Origin of the sequence: Secundilactobacillus similis DSM 23365 = JCM 2765, from assembly GCF_001311075.1 — a bacterium.
In the GTDB taxonomy this organism is placed as follows: Bacteria; Bacillota; Bacilli; order Lactobacillales; family Lactobacillaceae; genus Secundilactobacillus; species Secundilactobacillus similis.
In genome coordinates, this window is the sequence record NZ_BBAD01000001.1 from 72,585 (window position 1) to 88,910 (window position 16,326).

Consider the following 16,326-nt stretch of genomic DNA (forward strand, 5'->3'; position numbering starts at 1 on the left):
TAAATATGGAAGAAAACCAACTGAATCCAGACGTTTTAGCAGTCACCCCGTCAGCCCTTCGTCAGTTTGATCATGAAATCAGCGCAGATCCCCAAATCGTAAAGCTGACCCTTGGCGAACCGGATTTTAACGTACCAGAACACATTCAAATTGCGGCAATTCGGTCAATTAAAGCCAATCAATCGCACTACCCCTATTACTGGGGCATTCAAACGTTGCGTGAAGCTGCGTCAACCTATTACCGAGACAAATTTGGCTATCGTTACTCGGCTGACCAAATTATCTGTACGGTTGGCGCAACGGAGGGACTATCCGCAACGTTCAAAGCACTATTTCACGCGGGAGATGCCGTGCTGATTCCTACGCCGGCTTATCCGGTTTATCAAGCCCTGGCCATCTTAAATCACGTGACGCCGATTCTTGTCGATACCACCGAAACTGGCTGTGTGCTAACGCCGCAACAAGTCACCGCTGCCATTAAGTCACATCTGGAAGTGACGATTAAAGGCGTTGTGATCACTGATCCGTCTAACCCAACGGGGGTTGTTTACACCGAACAACAATTAGCTGATTTAGTGCCAACGCTACGTGAAAATCAACTTTGGATCATTAGCGATGAGATATATGGCGAACTCACGTATGGGGTTGCACACTACTCACTTTCACGTTGGTTACCAGACCCAACCATTATCATCAACGGTTTGTCGAAATCCCACGCTATGACCGGTTGGCGGATCGGCTTTGTTTTTGGCCCTAGTAACGTGATCGGTCAAATTGCGAAAGTGCACCAGTTTATGGTGACAACACCAACTTCGATCGTTCAATACGCGGCTGTTGAAGCCCTGACAAATGGGCAAAACGATGCGGCGGTGATGCGCAAAGTTTATCAAAAACGGCGAGATTATTTGAAAAAGGCCCTGACTGAGTTGAACATGACGTTTGTTGCACCGATGGGCGCATTTTACATTTTTGCTAAAATTCCGACGGCTTATCATCAGGATAGTTTTGCGTTCGCCCGCCAATTGGCGCGTGACTACCACGTTGGCGTCATGCCCGGTACGCCATTTGGTGACCCGACAGCCATTCGAATCAGTTATGCGTCAAGCGATGAGAACTTACGGGCTTTGGTGGCGGCGCTGGCGAGTTTGAATCGGGCGAAGCGGGTGGCTGAACGCTAGGCGCTATTTAAAATATGTAGCGAGTAGCTAACCGCTAGGGCCTAAGTCGAAGGGAGTTTCAAAATGACCATTAAATTAATTCAATTTGAAAAGCCGATTCCAATCGTAACTGATTCTTGGGACTGGCAACGTGCGCACCAACCTAAAATTATCGAATGTCATGAACCGTTAGTTAATGCAGGATTTTGTCCCGAACGGATTGTTGCTAGTCCTGAATATTTTAATCAAGGCATCGGCGGCACAACGGCCACAACCTACAGTCGTCGGAATGTTTACCGTCGTTTAGTCTTAGCAGCTAATCAGTTGCCAGTGGGGTATAAATTGGTTCTACTGGATGCTTGGCGATCTAATGAAGCCAGACGCAATTATTTGAACTATTGAAACAAACGCTCACCGAGCAAAGTCCCGATTTAACTGAATCCCAAGTGCTGAAACGAACTTTGACCAACGTAGCACCGCCGACAAGCGACATCGTTCACCGACCGGCACCCCATAATACTGGTGGCGCAGTTGATTTGCTAATTGTTGACGATTTGGGGGTGCCGCTTGATTTTGGAACCCCGTTTGATGACCATACCGAAGTTGCCCGCACATCGTATTTTGAAGAAAAACAGACCCGGACTGAACTTGATTCGGCCGAAATTGCTTATCGTGATCATCGGCGGTTGCTCTACAACGTGATGGTCAGCGTTGGGTTCACGAACTATACGGATGAATGGTGGCACTTTGATTATGGTAACCAAAACTGGGCTTGGCAATCAGGTGCCGACCATGCGATTTATGGCACGATTGAGCCACCGTTTACGTGGCGGAAGCCGTATTAGGTGATGGATATTACAGTGGATTTCTGGTTACTCAAGAGCATGCAAATACATCGAAAAAATAGATAGTTAAGTGATCTGCACTTACAAAAGAGACCGCCTCAAGCTTTAATGAGGCGGTCTTTTTTGTTGTCAGGAGGGTGTTGTTAAAAACGGCTATCACGGTCGTTAGATGTTGCGTTCACGGTTGGGTGAATTGGTGTGATTAGTAATAGTGAACGACTGTTCAAAGCGAGTTTGAGCTTAGCGGATGACTTAAATGAAGACCAAAATACGCGCTTACAGCGTGAAAACCAAGTTTGGTAATGATTGTCATGATAGCGTTTGGAAGAGTAATGGCGGGCTAAATGATGGCTAAGGCGAGCGGAAATTAAGAAGCTTTGAATTAGTCTAACGCTGAGCATATTTTTGAATGGCATATCATTTGGACACTAAAACTCAGGAGTCTAAGGCGGCGTTGATGCTAAAATGATGCAAAAAAGAATTGTGGCTTTCTAAATCAGGAAGCGACAATTCTCATTAGTTTTTCAAATATTAGTTATTTAACCATGAACGAGTTTCGAATTACCGCTCCGTCGACATTGTCGGCACCGTTGATTTCTCCCGTGATGCGAAGAACCCGAAGCCGGCACACCAGACGATACCTAAAACGGCAGGAACGAGGTTGCTGGTATCGAAGAAGAGGCTAAGATAGATGACGCCGAAGAAGACGATCAATAGCGGATCAAGGACCTTGTAGGCGGGCATCAGGAAGCCGTCTGGCATAAAGTCCGTTGATTGGCGGTAGCGATAGTGGGCAACAACGGTGAGGGCGTAAACAATGAGGTAGAGGTCGCTGGAAGCGGCCGTGATCAAGCTGAAGGCATTTGACACCGCTGGCAAGGCACTGATCACTGGGGCAAACAGGATCAACACTGCTGAAATTAAGATGCCGTTAGCCGGAACACCGTGCGTTGAAATCGTTTTGAAATGGCGCATTAGTGGGCTGTGTGATTCGGTGGCCAGCTGATAGAAGTGACGTCCGGATGAGTAGATCATGCTATTCAGCGATGAGGCGGCAGAGGTTAAGACTACGAAGTTGATGACCGCGGCCGCTGCTTTTAGCCCAACTAACGCGAAAACTTGGACGAACGGACTTTGGTTCGTTGAGAGACTGTGCCAAGGATAAATCATCATAATGACGAGTAACGCACCAATGTAGAATAGTAGGATTCGGTAGATGATCTCGTTGATTGCTTTGGGTAAGACGTGTCGCGGATTCTTCGTTTCCGCCGTGGTGATGCCGATGAATTCCATGCCGAGAAACGCGAAGAACACCATTGGAAATGCGCCGATAAAGCTGTGAATACCATTTGGAAAGAGCGTGAAGCCGGTCGTCAGATTGCTCAAGCTGACCTGACCAGTCGGCGTTTTGAATTGAGAAAATACCATGAAGACGCCGGTGGCAATCATTGCCAAAATAGCTACGATTTTAATCATCGCAAACCAGAATTCGGCTTCACCGAAGAGTCGGACGGCAATCAAATTAACGCTGGTTAACACAGCTAGGAAGATGACTTGAATCACCCAACTAGCTGCATGGGGGAACCAAAACTGAACGTAAGTGGCAACGGCCGTTAACTCAGCCATGCCGACAAAGATTAACCCAATCCAGTAGGTCCAACCCGCAAAATAGCCGGTGCGTTGCCCCAAGTAACGACTAATAAACGCAATAAACGTATGTTGTGACGGGTCCTGGTAGAGCATTTCGCCAATACCGCGCATCATTAAGAAGAAAAAGAAGCCAATAATCAAATAGACCAAAATGATCGACGGCCCAGTTTTAGTAATTGACGTACTTGCCCCTAAGAAGAGACCGGTGCCAATCGTGCCACCAAGCGCAATCATTTGAACGTGTCGGTTAGATAAAGTCCGTTTCGTGCCATCAACATTTGTATCCGAATGTTTATCCATAGACTCACTCCTTTTAATTAAGCTTATTTAATCACTAAACGGTAAAATATTCAATAACTAAATTAAAAAATAATTAGAAATATTAATAGAAACATTGAAGATAATTTGTTATAATCCCTGTTAAATTAGCATTTATTAGATATTTAACCGCAGATTAATTTAATTTTAATTAAATGGTCAATCATTTTTATATGAATAATTAGTTACATTGGCGTGTGAGGTTCCGTTTCAATCTGGTTGAATCCGATAGTCCTTAAACCCGGTCGCTTTACCTTGAAAGCTAATCATCGATTGAAAGCAGTCACGCCCCGTGGTCATGTCATGAGTGTTGTTCCACGGATGATTTCGACTTTAAACGGGTAGCGTGATAAAAAATTTCAATCACGCGATAGAGATGATTGGCCAAATCTCGATGAGTTAGGTAAGATGAAGACAACGCAATGGTTAAACGAAAGTGGGGGAATCATTTTGAAACAATTTAGGGGCCTCATCGCTGGCACGACGGTCTTAATCGCCGGACTGGTTTTAGCTGGCTGTGGGAAGAGCAGTACGCAGTCAAGTAAGCAAAGCATTTCACTGATGCAGACGTCCGACCTGACCAGCTTGGATAACACGAATCAGGCAACGATGCCGGAGTTCAACACGTTAACGAACATCTCAGAAGGCTTGTATCGATTAAATGACAAGGATCAACCGGTGGCTGCTATGGCAACGCAAGTGGAAAAGCCAACGAATAACGGGACGAAGTACACTTTCCACATTCGTAAAACGGCTAAGTGGAGCAACGGTGACCCAGTAACGGCTGCCGACTTTGAATATTCTTGGAAACGGTCGCTCAATCCGGCCAATAATCCGGTGTATACCTATGTCTTTAGTGGTATCAAGAACGCCGATGCCATTATTGCTGGTAAGAAGTCTTACAAGACGCTGGGCATTAAGGCAACGGCCAAGCGGACGCTGACGATCACGCTGGATCACCCGATGGCCTACTTCAACAAGCTGGTCGCCATGCCAGTCTTCATGCCGCAGGATAAGACTTTCGTGCAAAAGGTTGGGGTTAAAAAATACGGGACCAACGCAGCCAACACCGTGTCTAACGGCGCCTTTAAAATCAGTGGCTGGACTGGGACTAACTCCAGTTACAAGTTGGTTAAAAACAACTACTACTGGGACAAAAAGGCAATTAAGCTGGATCAGATCAACTATCAAACGGTTAAGGACGCCAATACTGCGCATAACCTGTTTACTTCGGGTAAACTGGACGACGTCACGATTTCTGGGGTGACGGCGAAGAACCTTCAAGGCAACAAAAACTTGAAGCGAGTACCAAAGGCTTGGACCTACTACTTACAGTTGAACCAACGTAACGGCCAACCATTGGCGAACCAAAAGTTGCGTGAAGCACTCTCGTTGGTCATCAACAAGCGTCAGTTAGTGAACCAAGTCTTGGCAGATGGCTCTACCGCTGCCAGCAGTTTTGTCAGTCCGGGAACGGCAACTGACCCAACGACTGGTAAGGACTTCAGTGCCGAAACCAGTACCAGCACGGCACGGAATGTGACGCGGGCTAAGCAACTCTGGGCACAAGGGCTTAAGGAAGCTGGCATCAGCGGCACGGTCAAATTGTCAATTATTGGTGACGACCAAGACGTGACCCGAAACGTGGCCCAATTTGTTCAGAGTCAAGTCCAAGAAAATCTCAAGGGTGCCAAGGTCGACATCAACAACTTGCCAGATAAGGGTTTCCAGGATCGGAAAACGACTGGGAAGTTTGCGATGAGTCAGTGGTACTGGTTGGCGGACTTTGCGGACCCAATCAACTACTTGGGCATCTTAACGAGTGGCAATGCATGAATCCAGGTCACTATAGTGATAAGGTTTACGACAGTTACGTGGATAAGGCTAAGTCAGCAACGACGACGGCCGCTTACTGGTCAAACCTGCGTCATGCGGAAGCACGGTTGCAGTCACAGGCGGGGATTATTCCACTGTACTACGTGAAGGAATCACACTTGGTTAACGACAAGCTAACGGGGGTTGCCTATCATATGGCGGGCTTTGCGGATTATACGCGGGCGTCGAAGTAACGCATTGTTAGCGTGAAAATTGGAAAATAAAAAGGCTAGTCCTGAATACCTCTTTTGAGATATTTAGCGACTAGTCTTTTTAAATTTTAAAATCGATTTATTTAAATGCCCGCACGATCTCTGGCACAAACCATGTCAGCCAACCACCAATCGCGAAAATCAACCACCAGTATTTGGCCGCAAATTCCCAGAAGTTCATGTGGTGTTCTGGCATGGTGGAGGTAGTTGGTGCGGTAGCTGCTGGCGATGCTGGTGCATCAACGCCCTTCACCAAACTATCCAAACTCACTTGGAACAGGTCGCTCATCTGAACGAGCCGTTCAACGTCGGGGTAGGCGGTGCCCAGTTCCCACTTGGAGATTGCTTGGCGACTAATGTTGAGTTTGTCGGCTAGGGCGTCTTGCGTCCAAGCCAACTTTTCCCGTTCCGTTTTGATGCGTTGTCCTAGTAGCATCGTGTCGTCCTCCTATAAGTTGTTGGTATCTTCATTATCACGGACGGGTGGGGAAAATGCACGCGATTTGCTGATGCGTTTTTTGCCACCTGCAGTTGCGCTTATAATCGTTGAGTTACCAGTGTTTTAACGTGGTTGCGCAACTCAAAATAGCGTGAAATGGTGAACTCGTGATAGAAATATTAGAAGGGGGTTTACTTTGACGCGAAAACTTTCTAAACTGATACTCATGACATTTTAATTTAGAAAGTGAGGTGGCACGGATGACGGATAAAACAAAGGGCCTGTGGTTAGCGATTTCTGGTTGTACTTGTTGGGGCATGTCAGGGGTTGCGGCGCAGTATCTATTCACCAAAACGACGGTTACACCGATGTGGTTGGTTGGCGTTCGACTCTTCATCGCGGGCATCTTATTGATTATTTGGGGCCTGGTGACATCACCCAAGACAGTTTTCGGTGTCTGGCGGCACTGGCAAGACGCCGTAATGATCGTGGTGTTTGCGTTTTGCGGTATGATTCCGTCCCAGTTTTCGTATTTTATGGCGATCAAATACGGTAATGCGCCAACTGCCACCATTCTGCAGTTCCTCGGACCACTCTTCATCATCGCCTACATCGCCATTGCGCACTGGCGGTTACCGCGGCGAATCGATGTGGTGTCGATGGCAATTGCGCTGTTCGGCACCTACCTGTTGGTGACCAAGGGCCAATTTGACAGCCTAGCGTTAGCGCCAATTGCGGTTTTCTGGGGCGTAATGGCTGCAGTTGGTCAGGCATTGTACACGTTAACGCCGATTCGGTTACTAAAGCAGTTCGATGCCAAATTGGTGACCGGCTGGGCAATGTTAGTTGGCAGTTTAGCGTTTATGCCCCACGTGGTAATCGGCCCAATGCCGCATTTATCTGCGTTAGGCTGGGGTGCAGTGCTGTTTGTGGCGACGATTGGGACGATGCTGGCGTACATGCTTTATCTGCAGAGTCTCAAGTACATCTTGCCGGCAACGACTGGGATGTTAAGCTCATTTGAACCCCTCACCGCAACCGTGTTGTCGATCCTTATTCTACATACGGCGTTTGGTTTGCCGGAGATGCTGGGTGGCTTATTCATCCTAGCCACCGCATTCATACAGGCGTGGGCGGTGCACCGGGTACCAACGGTTAAAAAGAAGCGTCGGCCAAACCGCGTTTAGGTTCCGGAATATAAATAAAAGTGACGTTGTCCTTCGTTTATGGGAAGGCAACGTCATTTTTATTTTACCTGACTGGAACTGGTGGGTTGAACCCTATTTAGGCCAGATACTGAGACCGCTTATTTAATTAGATGAGCAGTATCGGTGTGCTTAAAGCCGTGCTTTTGGTAATAACTGTAGGAAGTTAGCTTCAGGTGCTTTCCCTTACGATAGATCATGTAGTTCTCAGTACCACCCAAGTACATGCCGGACTTGATACCGGTGCCTTGAGGTGGTAATACTTGCCACGCTTGACGTAGTAGGTGTTTTTAACCTTAACCTGAGGCATCCCGGAAGCTTGGTCAATTAGGTATTTGGCATTAATAGTAATGGTTTCGCCGAACCCGAGGGCGGAATGCTTTGGCAGATTGTACTGAAACTTGCCACGGAGTGCTTTGGGCGTGCCCTTAGTAACGGCACTGGCGGTGGTAGGTTGCTGAGTCTCAACGATGGCTAGGCCACCAACGAGTGCGACTAGGACTAACGAACCGGACAGTAGGTGCTTTGCTTTAATCATGTGATTTCCCCCAATGGTTGTAATCGCCGTAACAACGGCAACTTTATTATAGCGCCGATTGGTAACGGTGACGAAAGTGATTTACGCGTCTTTTTTGCTGCTCATAATCGCTAACAACCGCTTCAACATCGGGTTCGCATTTCCCGGGTTATGTAACGCGACAATCTGATAAGCCTGCGACACGTCACCCGCCATTGGCAAATACCGCACCTGCCCATCAGCACTCTGGTGGTTGTCAGCCATTAACCCACTAGGATAAAACGCGAACGCTTGGTTCAACGCGACTAATAGGTGCATCTGTTCCGCACTGCTGACCCGTTGAATCTGGTCGTAGTCGTGCAGAAAGCTCATACTGGCGAGAAAACTCTCCAGCAAAAAAGTGGAACTTTCAGGACTGTAGTAGAGGATTGGGCGTTCGGTCAGGTCTTCAGGCAGCAACTCGGCCTTTTGACTGAGCGGGTTCAGCGTGCTCACACCCATCACCATGGTGCTTTCGAACAGTGACTGTGAGACCAACTCGGAGGTCGTTTCAACCGCGGACTTTCCGTAGCTGATGGACAACGCTAAGTCGAGGTTCCCGTTGCGGACACTCTGAGTCAGGTGTTCGTTACTGCCTTCAGTGACAGTCAGCGACAAATCGGGAACTTCTTTCAATAGCGTAAATAGCGGTTGCTGCAGGAGTGGTTGCTCGAAAGCGGAAAAATAGCCCACCCGTAATGTGTGCTGGGTATCGTTAAATTGTTGTAAATCTGTAAGCGCACTCACGTAATGATTCACAATGTCTTGCGCGGAAGACAGGAAGAGGTGGCCCTGTGGGGTGAGGGTGATTTTGTTTTTTCCTCGCCAAAACAGCGTCACTCCAAGTTCGACCTCTAGCTGGGTAATTTGTTTGGAAATGGCGCGTTGTGAAATGAATTCACGTTCAGCAACTTGTTTGAAACTACCATATTGTGCAACTTTAAGAAACGTTTGGAGCCGGTTAATATCGATAAGGAGTCACCCACTTTAGTAGAACTAAAAGTTCGCCTGAGGAACAATTCGGCGGTTTAAGTCCGTCACCCGACTCGGTATGATTGAGGAGAAATCAAGTGAGTGACGGTTACCATTCATTATACGGATGTGTTTTTTTAGCGTCAAATGCTCACTAATACACTTACCAATCAGGAGGACTCATCCATGTCATTTACTAAACAGGAACGCTACGATGTTGTCGTTGTCGGCACCGGTGCCGCCGGAACCAGTGCTGCGTTAGAAGCTGCCCAACACGGTGCCTCAGTGCTGTTGTTAGAAAAGGGCCGTCACACGGGCGGTAGCAGTAACTACACCGAAGGCCTGTTTGCAGTTGATTCGTATTTGCAAAAGGAACAGGGCATCAAGGTTTCTGGGACCGATGTGTTGAAGGAAGAAGTCGAATACTCGAAGTACAAGGCCGATTCTCGCATCTGGCGCAACTACGTGGATGACAGTGCCAACACCGTGCAATGGTTGAAGGACCAAGGCGTTAAATACGAAGCGTTCAAGCCATGGGTGCCGGCGAAGCCACTTGGCACATCTACGAAGGCATGGGCCAATCAGTGTTACACGATGCGCTCTTACCTCAAGCAGAAAAGTTAGGCGTTGAAGTCCGGACGTTGACGACCGCCATTGCGCTTCACCAGGATGCCGATGGTGCCATTAACGGTGTGACGATTCGCGATGAAGCCAGTCAAGAGACGCAAGACGTTGCTACGGGCGCAGTTGTGTTAGCCGCCGGTGGGTATTTGAACAACCCCGACATGATGGCTAAGTTGACCCAGTACGACACATCACGGTTGATCCCAGTTAGTTCTGGTAAGGGAACCGGTGATGGCTTGCAATTAGGCTGGAAGGCTGGTGCAAAGCAATACGGGACCGGGATGGCCATGCTGTTTGGTGGTTACTTAAAGGATCCAGACGAACCCTCATTTAAGTTCATGGCTTCGCAAATGAATACGGCCGCTGGCCAACAACCACTGCTGTGGGTCAACGAGCACGGCGAACGGTTCGTGGATGAATCCGTTGTTTATAACTTCTCATACGCAGGTAACGCACTGTACACCCAAAACCAAGTTTACAGTATCTTAGACCAAGGCGTGATCGACAAGATGGCCAAGGACGGGAACTTCATGGGCTTAGGTGTATACGTTAAGCGTGGCGAAAAGATGGACAAGTTACAAGCTGAAATCGATGGTGCGGTTGCAGCTGACAAGCCATTCATTTTCAAAGCTGATACCATCGAAGCATTAGCCGAAAAGATGAACGTGCCAGTTGACCAATTGACTAAGACCATCACTGACTACAACGATTACTGTGAAGCCGGCGATGACAAGGCGTTCGGTAAGGATACTGAATACTTAGTTAAAGTTGCAGAAGGCCCATTCTACGGCTTCAAGTTAAACGTTGGTGCGTTCTGTACCATGGGTGGCTTACAAGTCACGACCAGCAACGAAGTGTTAGCTGAAAACGGTTTGCCAGTGGCTGGCTTATATGCCGCTGGGAATGACGCTGCCGGCTTGACCGGTGACACTTACGGTCCTAACATGCCCGGAACTTGCGTGGGTTACGCCTTCTACTCAGGCCGTAACTCAGGAAAGCACGCAGCCGCCTACGCCAAAGCAGGGGTGACAGCATGAAGTTAATTGGATTAGTCGGGAACAACGCCAGTCAGTCCTATAACCGGATCTTGTTGCAGTACATGGCTCGCCATTTCGGCCCAGAAGTCGAGATTGAAGTTCGTGAAATACAGGACTTACCACTGTTCAACGAGGACATTCATGATGCACCAGCAGTGTCATGGACTTGGCAGCTGCAATCGAAGCCGCAGATGGCGTCATCATTGCGACACCGGAATACGATCACTCGATTCCAGCTTGCTTGAAGAGCTGCATCGAATGGTTATCGTACGCCGCCCACCCGTTGACCGATAAAGCTGTGATGGTCATTGGCACTTCGCTGGGGCAACAGGGGACGTCGTTTGCACAAACCCAACTTCGCGAAATTTTGAACTCACCCGGCGTTAACGCACGGGTGTTGTCCGGTCACCAGTTTATGCTGGGATTTGCCAAGAAGCAGTTTGACGAGGAACAAAACCTGATGGATGCCCGGACGGTGTCGTTCTTGGAACAGTGCTTTGACGCGTTCAAGGCGTTTGTCAACGCTGTGCCGGTAACTGAATAGCGTTTTTGGCTAGATAGCGGTCACTAAATAATTATTGCTATTGCTTACAAGCATACAAAACTGCCCTCAGACAATTTGGTCTGAGGGCAGTTTTGAGTTAAAGGTTATCGGATCAAGGGTTGTCGCAAAAACGTTTGAATAAACGATGAATGGCTTAACTAGCAGTGTGTTTCAAACGCGCAATTTCTTTTAAGCCCGCGTTCATCAATACGAAGACAATAATCCATGCAACGATAATTAATAAAATGTATTTCGAATAGCCGCTGCCTAGAATTGGAAGATCCCAATCCCAAACGGCATGCAACGCAATGGCTAACGCAAAAAAGATTAAGAACCTTGAATCTAATAATTGGCTGAATCGGAACGGTTTTTCACGTTTAACAACTAGAAGCGCACCGCCGGCAATTGCTGCCCAGACAAGGTGGCCACCAACTGCAGTCCAACCTCTTACAATAGCAACACTAACCAAATCATTACCAGCGCGATAGATGTAGCCAGCGGTTTCGAAAGCGGCAAATCCGGCCCCGACCGAGGCGCCGACTAGCATGCCGTCTAAGATATGACTGACGTTTAATTGACTAATAAAGTAACTTGTAATTAAGACTTTACCTAGTTCCTCCACAACGCCAATTGAAACCGCATCTCGAAGTTCTAAATTGCCTGTCATTTGGCTGTAGAAGCTAAAGTGAACGAATTCGTAGAGGAATAGGGTAATGAGTAGTGAAAAAATACCACCAATGAAAAAGATTTTGATCACTTGAAATAAACTAATGTTTTTAAAGGCGTTCGCTTCAAAAAAGAAGACCAGGCCAGAGAACGGGACTGCAAAGGCGCCAACTAAAATTAAGCCGGGAATTGCGTTGTCATTATCGAACTGAGTCGCCATATACAATAACGCGATGAATGCGATTAAAAAGCCGCATAAAATTCGAGAGAACAGCCACGGCTTTGCCCATTCATCTGAAACGGCCGATAACGGTGGCGTAGTCGTCTTTGTACCAGCAATAAAGATTTCCTCAGCTTCATCCTTTGAATGGTGTTTGAAAACCTGAGAGAATAAATCGCTTAAGTTAACCGACACATTCCCGGTTTCGCCAGTATAATGGGACAGCGATTCAGTTGCCGCAGCGTACAAAGAGCTTGGGGTGGCTTGTGGTGCCGCTGGCTGGGTCGGCTGAGTTGGTTGAGTTGGCGTCATTGCCGGGCCTTGAGTTGTTGGACTCGTCAGTGTGGGAAGCGCATTCCCACACTTTGAGCAGAATTTGGCACCTTCTTTAACCGGGCTGCCGCAATTTGGACAAAAATGCATGTAACCACTTCCTATTTTTCTAAGATTGTTTGATACAACTGTTCGCCTAACTGATTCATGGCACTGATTTGCTCATCACGATGGCCGTTTTCGGATAGGACGACAACAACAAAGGCACCGTGAGTATTTTCGATAATCGCAGCATCGTTTTGAATACCATAATCGTCATACTCACCAGTTTTGTTATAGACCTTGGCCGTACTTGGTAAGTTCTGTGGCAGTTTGTCGTGATCATTGTTGGCTACCAGTATCGACAGCATCTCGCTATCAGCCTTCTTTGACACGAGTTGATGATTATAAAGTCGCTTGAGTGTCGTGCCCATATCTCGAGCAGAGGTCATATTATCAATGCCGTTATCTAAAGCGTCTGTGTCCATCATCATCCGCTTGAGTTTAGTACCAGTATCCCCCAAACTCTTGATTTTAGCGTTAATTGGATCGAAACCACCCAGTTTATCAATCATAATGTTAGCGCCAGTGTTATCGCTATCTACGATCATGTGCCGTAAAATGTCGCGATAAGTTAATTTAGTGCCATCTGCCATGTTTTGAATAACGCCAGTTCCGCCAACCTTGTCACTAGCAGTTAGGGTATAACTATCGTTGAGGTTAATGGTACCGGCTTTTTCCATCGCATACGCAGTTATCAAGATGAATAGTTTAATGCTACTAGCAGCGCTTTGAGAGCGATTGACAGTGAGAACGTTTTGCTGACCATTTACCGGAGACACGTATACAGAATTGGTACCCGCAATGTTACCCACTGTCTGATTGACGATGGTCTCACTTGCCCCTTATTGAAGGTAAGTGACGACTTAGCGGCTTTTGGTTGCTGAGCGTCAGATGATGATGATGTGATTGAACTAGTTGCTGATTTTGATCCCGATTGATGAGTTGATTTGTGATTAAATAATAGATACCCACCAACAACCAGCACTAAAAGAATGACCACACTAGCCAAGATGTTGAGCCAACGCCGGGGTGGCGTTGATTGTTGAGGTGCTGGTACCGACGTCGTTGGCGGGGTTGGGTTAGAAGCTGTTGAATCTGCTAGGGGTGGTTCAGTTGGTGTCACGCTGGCCGTTTTTTCAGGAACGGTGGCGTCGTTAACTACCGGTTGAGGTTCAGATTGAATGGTGTCGTTAACCACCGAGTGAGGTTCAGGTTGAGTGATGGGTTCTGGCTGAATAGTTTGAGCCACTGGTGTCTCGTTTGAAGGCTTGGGGTCCGGATTGTTCACTGGAACGTCAGAATCGTTAACTGATTGCACCGGTTCAGCGGTAGTTGGTTGCACGACCTGACTCTCCGTTGATGCTTGCACAGGTGTCAACGGATGCCCACAATTTTCACAAAATTGACTGCCATCTGCACTAACGTGGCCACAATTTGGACAAGTTAATGGCGTTGAGGTGGTAGGGAGTTGTTGACCACAGTTTTCGCAAAAAGTCGCCGTTTCATCGTTTGGTGTCCCACAATTTGGACAAAATTTCACGTTGTTGCCCCCTTAATCTTGGGCCGATGACACAAATGAGTGACCACAATTTGGACAGAATTTACTTTCAGCAGGTACTGATGCTTGGCAATCAGGACACGTAATTGTTGCTGGTAGTTCGGGTTTGGAGGTTAAATCCGTGCCACAATTTGGACAGAATTTAGCGTTTAAACCTACTTGAGCGTGACAGTTGGGACATTCTTTCCCTAAGCTAGTCCCGCATGAGGCGCAGAACTTAGCTGACTTATTATTGACTGCCTGACAGTTTGGACAAACGACCTGATCATCACTGACGTCCGTTTCAGTAGCCATTGACACCGTAACGGATTGGCCACCGCTAATAATAAATTGTTCAATAAATGCAAATAATTCATCAGGAAGTTTCTTTTGATTCCAAGCACCAATTGCTGCAGTGACAGCCAGTGGTGCAAACACGATCATCCCCACTGTGGCAGCGCCGGCCTTATCAATCCACTTACCAGACCCGATGTTGACCATAATTTGATCATCACCAGATTTGAAAATTTGAATTTGAATGGCGGTATCCATTCCCATAAACTTCTTCCAACTATCTTCTTGCTTAGCTTGGACTAAGTAGCCTTGATTGGTAGGCATGCCTTCTGCATGGAGTTGCTTTTTTTCACGTAACCAGCCTTGGATGCCAATGCCGATGTTTTCGATTGTAACGTCATTCGTTAATTGAAAAATTCTTGAATCTGCCATTATTGGTTCCCCCTCGTTATATGGATCTAACACTTATTGCAATAATCAACCCTAATCATTGTTGTTCCTGTTCTTCCCATCATTTTTGGCGCAGTTATACTATCGAGTGAATGATTAAGAATCCCCATTTAAGTCATCAACTGAAGTTGTTCTTAAATCACTTACGATAATATAAATGTGATGGTAAGCTGAGCCGTAACTTTTTGGATTCAATTTAAATTGTCAGCATCATCTCCAACGTTAATAGTCCCGTAAACTGCTTGTCTATTGGGTATAACAACTTATGATTGACTTGTAATTTCACACGTTGGCCTCCCCGTACTTAGTCTAAATTAAGTTTACCAATAATTAATGATTTAGTAACTATAATTAATGGATGATTTAGCAATTAAATTCAATATCATCTTAGTTGTTAGAAAATAATCGTTACATTAGTAACCTAATTGCGAGCATTAGTTAACTTACCTGCTATTATCAAGTAAGTTCATACTCGTCAATTCAGGATGATTGAGGCTAACTCACACAAAAATATCACCTGAACGATTAGGTTTAGGTGATATTTTGAGTTTAAATTGAAATGGTCGTCCCGTTATAACTTACGCTGAATCAATCGGTTCGGCTTCAATTGTGGGGACTTTCCGGTCCATGATTAAACGTACAAGCAAGTCCAGACTTTACAAACTGCGTTGGAAGGCATCACTGCCAAAGAATTTTGACAGCAATCACCCCTCATACCTGTCATAATAAAGACAACGAAGGGAAGTGAGCACCATGCGGTTAGGGAGCGTATTGGTTGAATACCGAAAGCAGGCTGGGTTGTCTCAGGAAGCGTTGGCGGAGAAGTTGTACGTGTCTCGGCAGACGATTTCTAACTGGGAAACGGGCAAGACGTATCCGGATGTGCAGAGTTTGGTGTTGTTGGCGACGATTTATCATACGACGGTGGATGTGTTGATCCATGATGATGTGGGAGAAATCCAACGCCGGGGCATGCAGCAGCGGACGCGTTGGTTGATGATTGGGGTTCTCGGCTGTATCGTGGCGACTTATCTAGCGTTTTTGAGTCAACGGTGGTTATCACCGGTCATCAGTGCGCTGCTGATTGGGGCGTTCACAACGATTGGTATTGCGCTGATCGTGATCGGGAGCTTAACTGCTAAACGACTCCAGTTACACACGATGCGGCAGATTGCGGCTTATCTCAATAACGAGCCGGTGCAAGCGCACGACAAAGTGTCCCGAATTCGGGTTATTTCCCAGGCAATCTTGGGAGCCATTATCGGGTTAGCGCTAGGTGGCGGCTTGCTTTGGTGGTTGGCGACCACGTTTCTTGGGTGGTCATTTTAACAACAATAACGACACGCAAAA

Annotated in this window: 17 protein-coding genes and 1 pseudogene; 10 read left to right on the forward strand and 8 right to left on the reverse strand. The window is 47.0% G+C overall.

Annotated elements, in window-relative coordinates; genetic code table 11:
* Positions 1 to 5: 5 nt before the first annotated feature.
* The 3 genes from JCM2765_RS00335 (at position 6) to JCM2765_RS17715 (ending at position 2,002) form a co-directional block, all read left to right on the forward strand.
* Entirely contained in the window at positions 6 to 1,178 is a 1,173-nt protein-coding gene (locus JCM2765_RS00335) for an aminotransferase class I/II-fold pyridoxal phosphate-dependent enzyme (protein WP_054732366.1), read from the forward strand.
* A gap of 63 nt (positions 1,179 to 1,241) precedes the next feature.
* Complete coding sequence (locus JCM2765_RS17710; protein WP_054732369.1) at positions 1,242 to 1,559, forward strand: hypothetical protein; 318 nt, start codon at positions 1,242 to 1,244, stop codon at positions 1,557 to 1,559.
* Entirely contained in the window at positions 1,556 to 2,002 is a 447-nt protein-coding gene (locus JCM2765_RS17715; RefSeq protein ID WP_054732372.1) for a M15 family metallopeptidase, read from the forward strand. The genes JCM2765_RS17710 and JCM2765_RS17715 overlap by 4 nt, the downstream gene beginning before the upstream one ends.
* 561 nt (positions 2,003 to 2,563) lie before the next feature.
* Here the strand turns inward: JCM2765_RS17715 and JCM2765_RS00350 are convergent.
* Entirely contained in the window at positions 2,564 to 3,952 is a 1,389-nt protein-coding gene (locus JCM2765_RS00350; RefSeq protein WP_054732374.1) for an amino acid permease, read from the reverse strand.
* A gap of 426 nt (positions 3,953 to 4,378) precedes the next feature.
* Here JCM2765_RS00350 and JCM2765_RS00355 point away from each other — a divergent pair, with 426 nt between their 5' ends.
* Both JCM2765_RS00355 and JCM2765_RS17720 read left to right on the forward strand, forming a co-directional pair.
* Positions 4,379 to 5,806 carry a peptide ABC transporter substrate-binding protein gene (locus JCM2765_RS00355; protein ID WP_225351902.1) on the forward strand — a complete coding sequence of 476 codons (1,428 nt, stop codon included), beginning with the start codon at positions 4,379 to 4,381 and terminating at the stop codon, positions 5,804 to 5,806.
* Complete coding sequence (locus tag JCM2765_RS17720) at positions 5,803 to 6,039, forward strand: hypothetical protein (protein ID WP_225351903.1); 237 nt, start codon at positions 5,803 to 5,805, stop codon at positions 6,037 to 6,039. Before JCM2765_RS00355 ends, JCM2765_RS17720 begins: the two co-directional genes overlap by 4 nt.
* A 97-nt stretch (positions 6,040 to 6,136) precedes the next feature.
* Here JCM2765_RS17720 and JCM2765_RS00360 read toward each other — a convergent pair whose 3' ends face one another.
* Complete coding sequence (locus JCM2765_RS00360; protein ID WP_054732376.1) at positions 6,137 to 6,493, reverse strand: helix-turn-helix domain-containing protein; 357 nt, start codon at positions 6,491 to 6,493, stop codon at positions 6,137 to 6,139.
* 263 nt (positions 6,494 to 6,756) lie between these two features.
* Here JCM2765_RS00360 and JCM2765_RS00365 point away from each other — a divergent pair, with 263 nt between their 5' ends.
* Complete coding sequence (locus JCM2765_RS00365; protein WP_054732381.1) at positions 6,757 to 7,683, forward strand: EamA family transporter; 927 nt, start codon at positions 6,757 to 6,759, stop codon at positions 7,681 to 7,683.
* A 214-nt stretch (positions 7,684 to 7,897) separates the two neighbouring features.
* On the opposite strand, the gene JCM2765_RS00370 is transcribed toward JCM2765_RS00365, so the two are convergent.
* The gene (locus tag JCM2765_RS00370; RefSeq protein WP_054732385.1) at positions 7,898 to 8,239 is read right to left on the reverse strand and encodes a hypothetical protein; all 342 of its coding nucleotides are present in this window, start codon (positions 8,237 to 8,239) and stop codon (positions 7,898 to 7,900) included.
* 81 nt (positions 8,240 to 8,320) lie between these two features.
* The gene (locus tag JCM2765_RS00375; RefSeq protein WP_054732388.1) at positions 8,321 to 9,229 is read right to left on the reverse strand and encodes a LysR family transcriptional regulator; all 909 of its coding nucleotides are present in this window, start codon (positions 9,227 to 9,229) and stop codon (positions 8,321 to 8,323) included.
* 255 nt (positions 9,230 to 9,484) lie between these two features.
* Here JCM2765_RS00375 and vprA point away from each other — a divergent pair.
* The 3 genes and pseudogenes from vprA to JCM2765_RS00385 all read left to right on the forward strand — a co-directional run.
* Positions 9,485 to 10,890 (forward strand): annotated as a pseudogene (vprA, locus tag JCM2765_RS00380) (vinyl phenol reductase); the annotation flags it as partial.
* Entirely contained in the window at positions 10,887 to 11,135 is a 249-nt protein-coding gene (locus tag JCM2765_RS17725) for an NADPH-dependent FMN reductase (protein ID WP_225351904.1), read from the forward strand. The pseudogene vprA and the gene JCM2765_RS17725, both read left to right, overlap by 4 nt.
* Positions 11,057 to 11,434 (forward strand): NADPH-dependent FMN reductase, encoded by a 378-nt coding sequence (locus JCM2765_RS00385; protein WP_263849270.1) that lies wholly within the window; start codon positions 11,057 to 11,059, stop codon positions 11,432 to 11,434. The genes JCM2765_RS17725 and JCM2765_RS00385 overlap by 79 nt, the downstream gene beginning before the upstream one ends.
* 154 nt (positions 11,435 to 11,588) lie before the next feature.
* Here JCM2765_RS00385 and JCM2765_RS00390 read toward each other — a convergent pair whose 3' ends face one another.
* The 4 genes from JCM2765_RS00390 to JCM2765_RS00405 are packed head-to-tail and all read right to left on the reverse strand — an operon-like array spanning position 11,589 to position 14,958.
* Complete coding sequence (locus tag JCM2765_RS00390; RefSeq protein WP_054732391.1) at positions 11,589 to 12,743, reverse strand: PrsW family glutamic-type intramembrane protease; 1,155 nt, start codon at positions 12,741 to 12,743, stop codon at positions 11,589 to 11,591.
* A gap of 11 nt (positions 12,744 to 12,754) precedes the next feature.
* Positions 12,755 to 13,507 (reverse strand): serine hydrolase, encoded by a 753-nt coding sequence (locus JCM2765_RS00395; RefSeq protein ID WP_369404019.1) that lies wholly within the window; start codon positions 13,505 to 13,507, stop codon positions 12,755 to 12,757.
* Positions 13,462 to 14,235, reverse strand: coding sequence for a zinc ribbon domain-containing protein (locus tag JCM2765_RS00400; protein ID WP_054732398.1), 774 nt, complete (start codon positions 14,233 to 14,235; stop codon positions 13,462 to 13,464). Before JCM2765_RS00400 ends, JCM2765_RS00395 begins: the two co-directional genes overlap by 46 nt.
* A 12-nt stretch (positions 14,236 to 14,247) precedes the next feature.
* On the reverse strand, positions 14,248 to 14,958 hold the full coding sequence (locus JCM2765_RS00405) for a zinc ribbon domain-containing protein (RefSeq protein ID WP_054732400.1): 711 nt from the start codon (positions 14,956 to 14,958) through the stop codon (positions 14,248 to 14,250).
* Positions 14,959 to 15,729: 771 nt separating this feature from the next.
* Between JCM2765_RS00405 and JCM2765_RS00410 the strand changes: the two genes are divergently transcribed.
* Positions 15,730 to 16,305, forward strand: a complete 576-nt coding sequence (locus JCM2765_RS00410) for a helix-turn-helix transcriptional regulator (RefSeq protein ID WP_054732402.1) — start codon at positions 15,730 to 15,732, stop codon at positions 16,303 to 16,305.
* The last annotated feature ends 21 nt before the right edge of the window (positions 16,306 to 16,326 follow it).

What these genes read in the sequence shown, in the direction of transcription:
- JCM2765_RS00365 (WP_054732381.1), top strand. Translation starts at nt 6,757, where the DNA reads ATGACGGATAAAACAAAGGGCCTGTGGTTAGCGATTTCTGGTTGTACT.
- JCM2765_RS00360 (WP_054732376.1), bottom strand. Translation starts at nt 6,493, where the DNA reads ATGCTACTAGGACAACGCATCAAAACGGAACGGGAAAAGTTGGCTTGG.
- JCM2765_RS17725 (WP_225351904.1), top strand. Translation starts at nt 10,887, where the DNA reads ATGAAGTTAATTGGATTAGTCGGGAACAACGCCAGTCAGTCCTATAAC.
- JCM2765_RS17720 (WP_225351903.1), top strand. Translation starts at nt 5,803, where the DNA reads ATGAATCCAGGTCACTATAGTGATAAGGTTTACGACAGTTACGTGGAT.
- JCM2765_RS00405 (WP_054732400.1), bottom strand. Translation starts at nt 14,958, where the DNA reads ATGGCAGATTCAAGAATTTTTCAATTAACGAATGACGTTACAATCGAA.
- JCM2765_RS00355 (WP_225351902.1), top strand. Translation starts at nt 4,379, where the DNA reads ATGAAGACAACGCAATGGTTAAACGAAAGTGGGGGAATCATTTTGAAA.
- JCM2765_RS00335 (WP_054732366.1), top strand. Translation starts at nt 6, where the DNA reads ATGGAAGAAAACCAACTGAATCCAGACGTTTTAGCAGTCACCCCGTCA.
- JCM2765_RS00370 (WP_054732385.1), bottom strand. Translation starts at nt 8,239, where the DNA reads ATGATTAAAGCAAAGCACCTACTGTCCGGTTCGTTAGTCCTAGTCGCA.
- JCM2765_RS00350 (WP_054732374.1), bottom strand. Translation starts at nt 3,952, where the DNA reads ATGGATAAACATTCGGATACAAATGTTGATGGCACGAAACGGACTTTA.
- JCM2765_RS00410 (WP_054732402.1), top strand. Translation starts at nt 15,730, where the DNA reads ATGCGGTTAGGGAGCGTATTGGTTGAATACCGAAAGCAGGCTGGGTTG.
- JCM2765_RS17710 (WP_054732369.1), top strand. Translation starts at nt 1,242, where the DNA reads ATGACCATTAAATTAATTCAATTTGAAAAGCCGATTCCAATCGTAACT.
- JCM2765_RS00390 (WP_054732391.1), bottom strand. Translation starts at nt 12,743, where the DNA reads ATGCATTTTTGTCCAAATTGCGGCAGCCCGGTTAAAGAAGGTGCCAAA.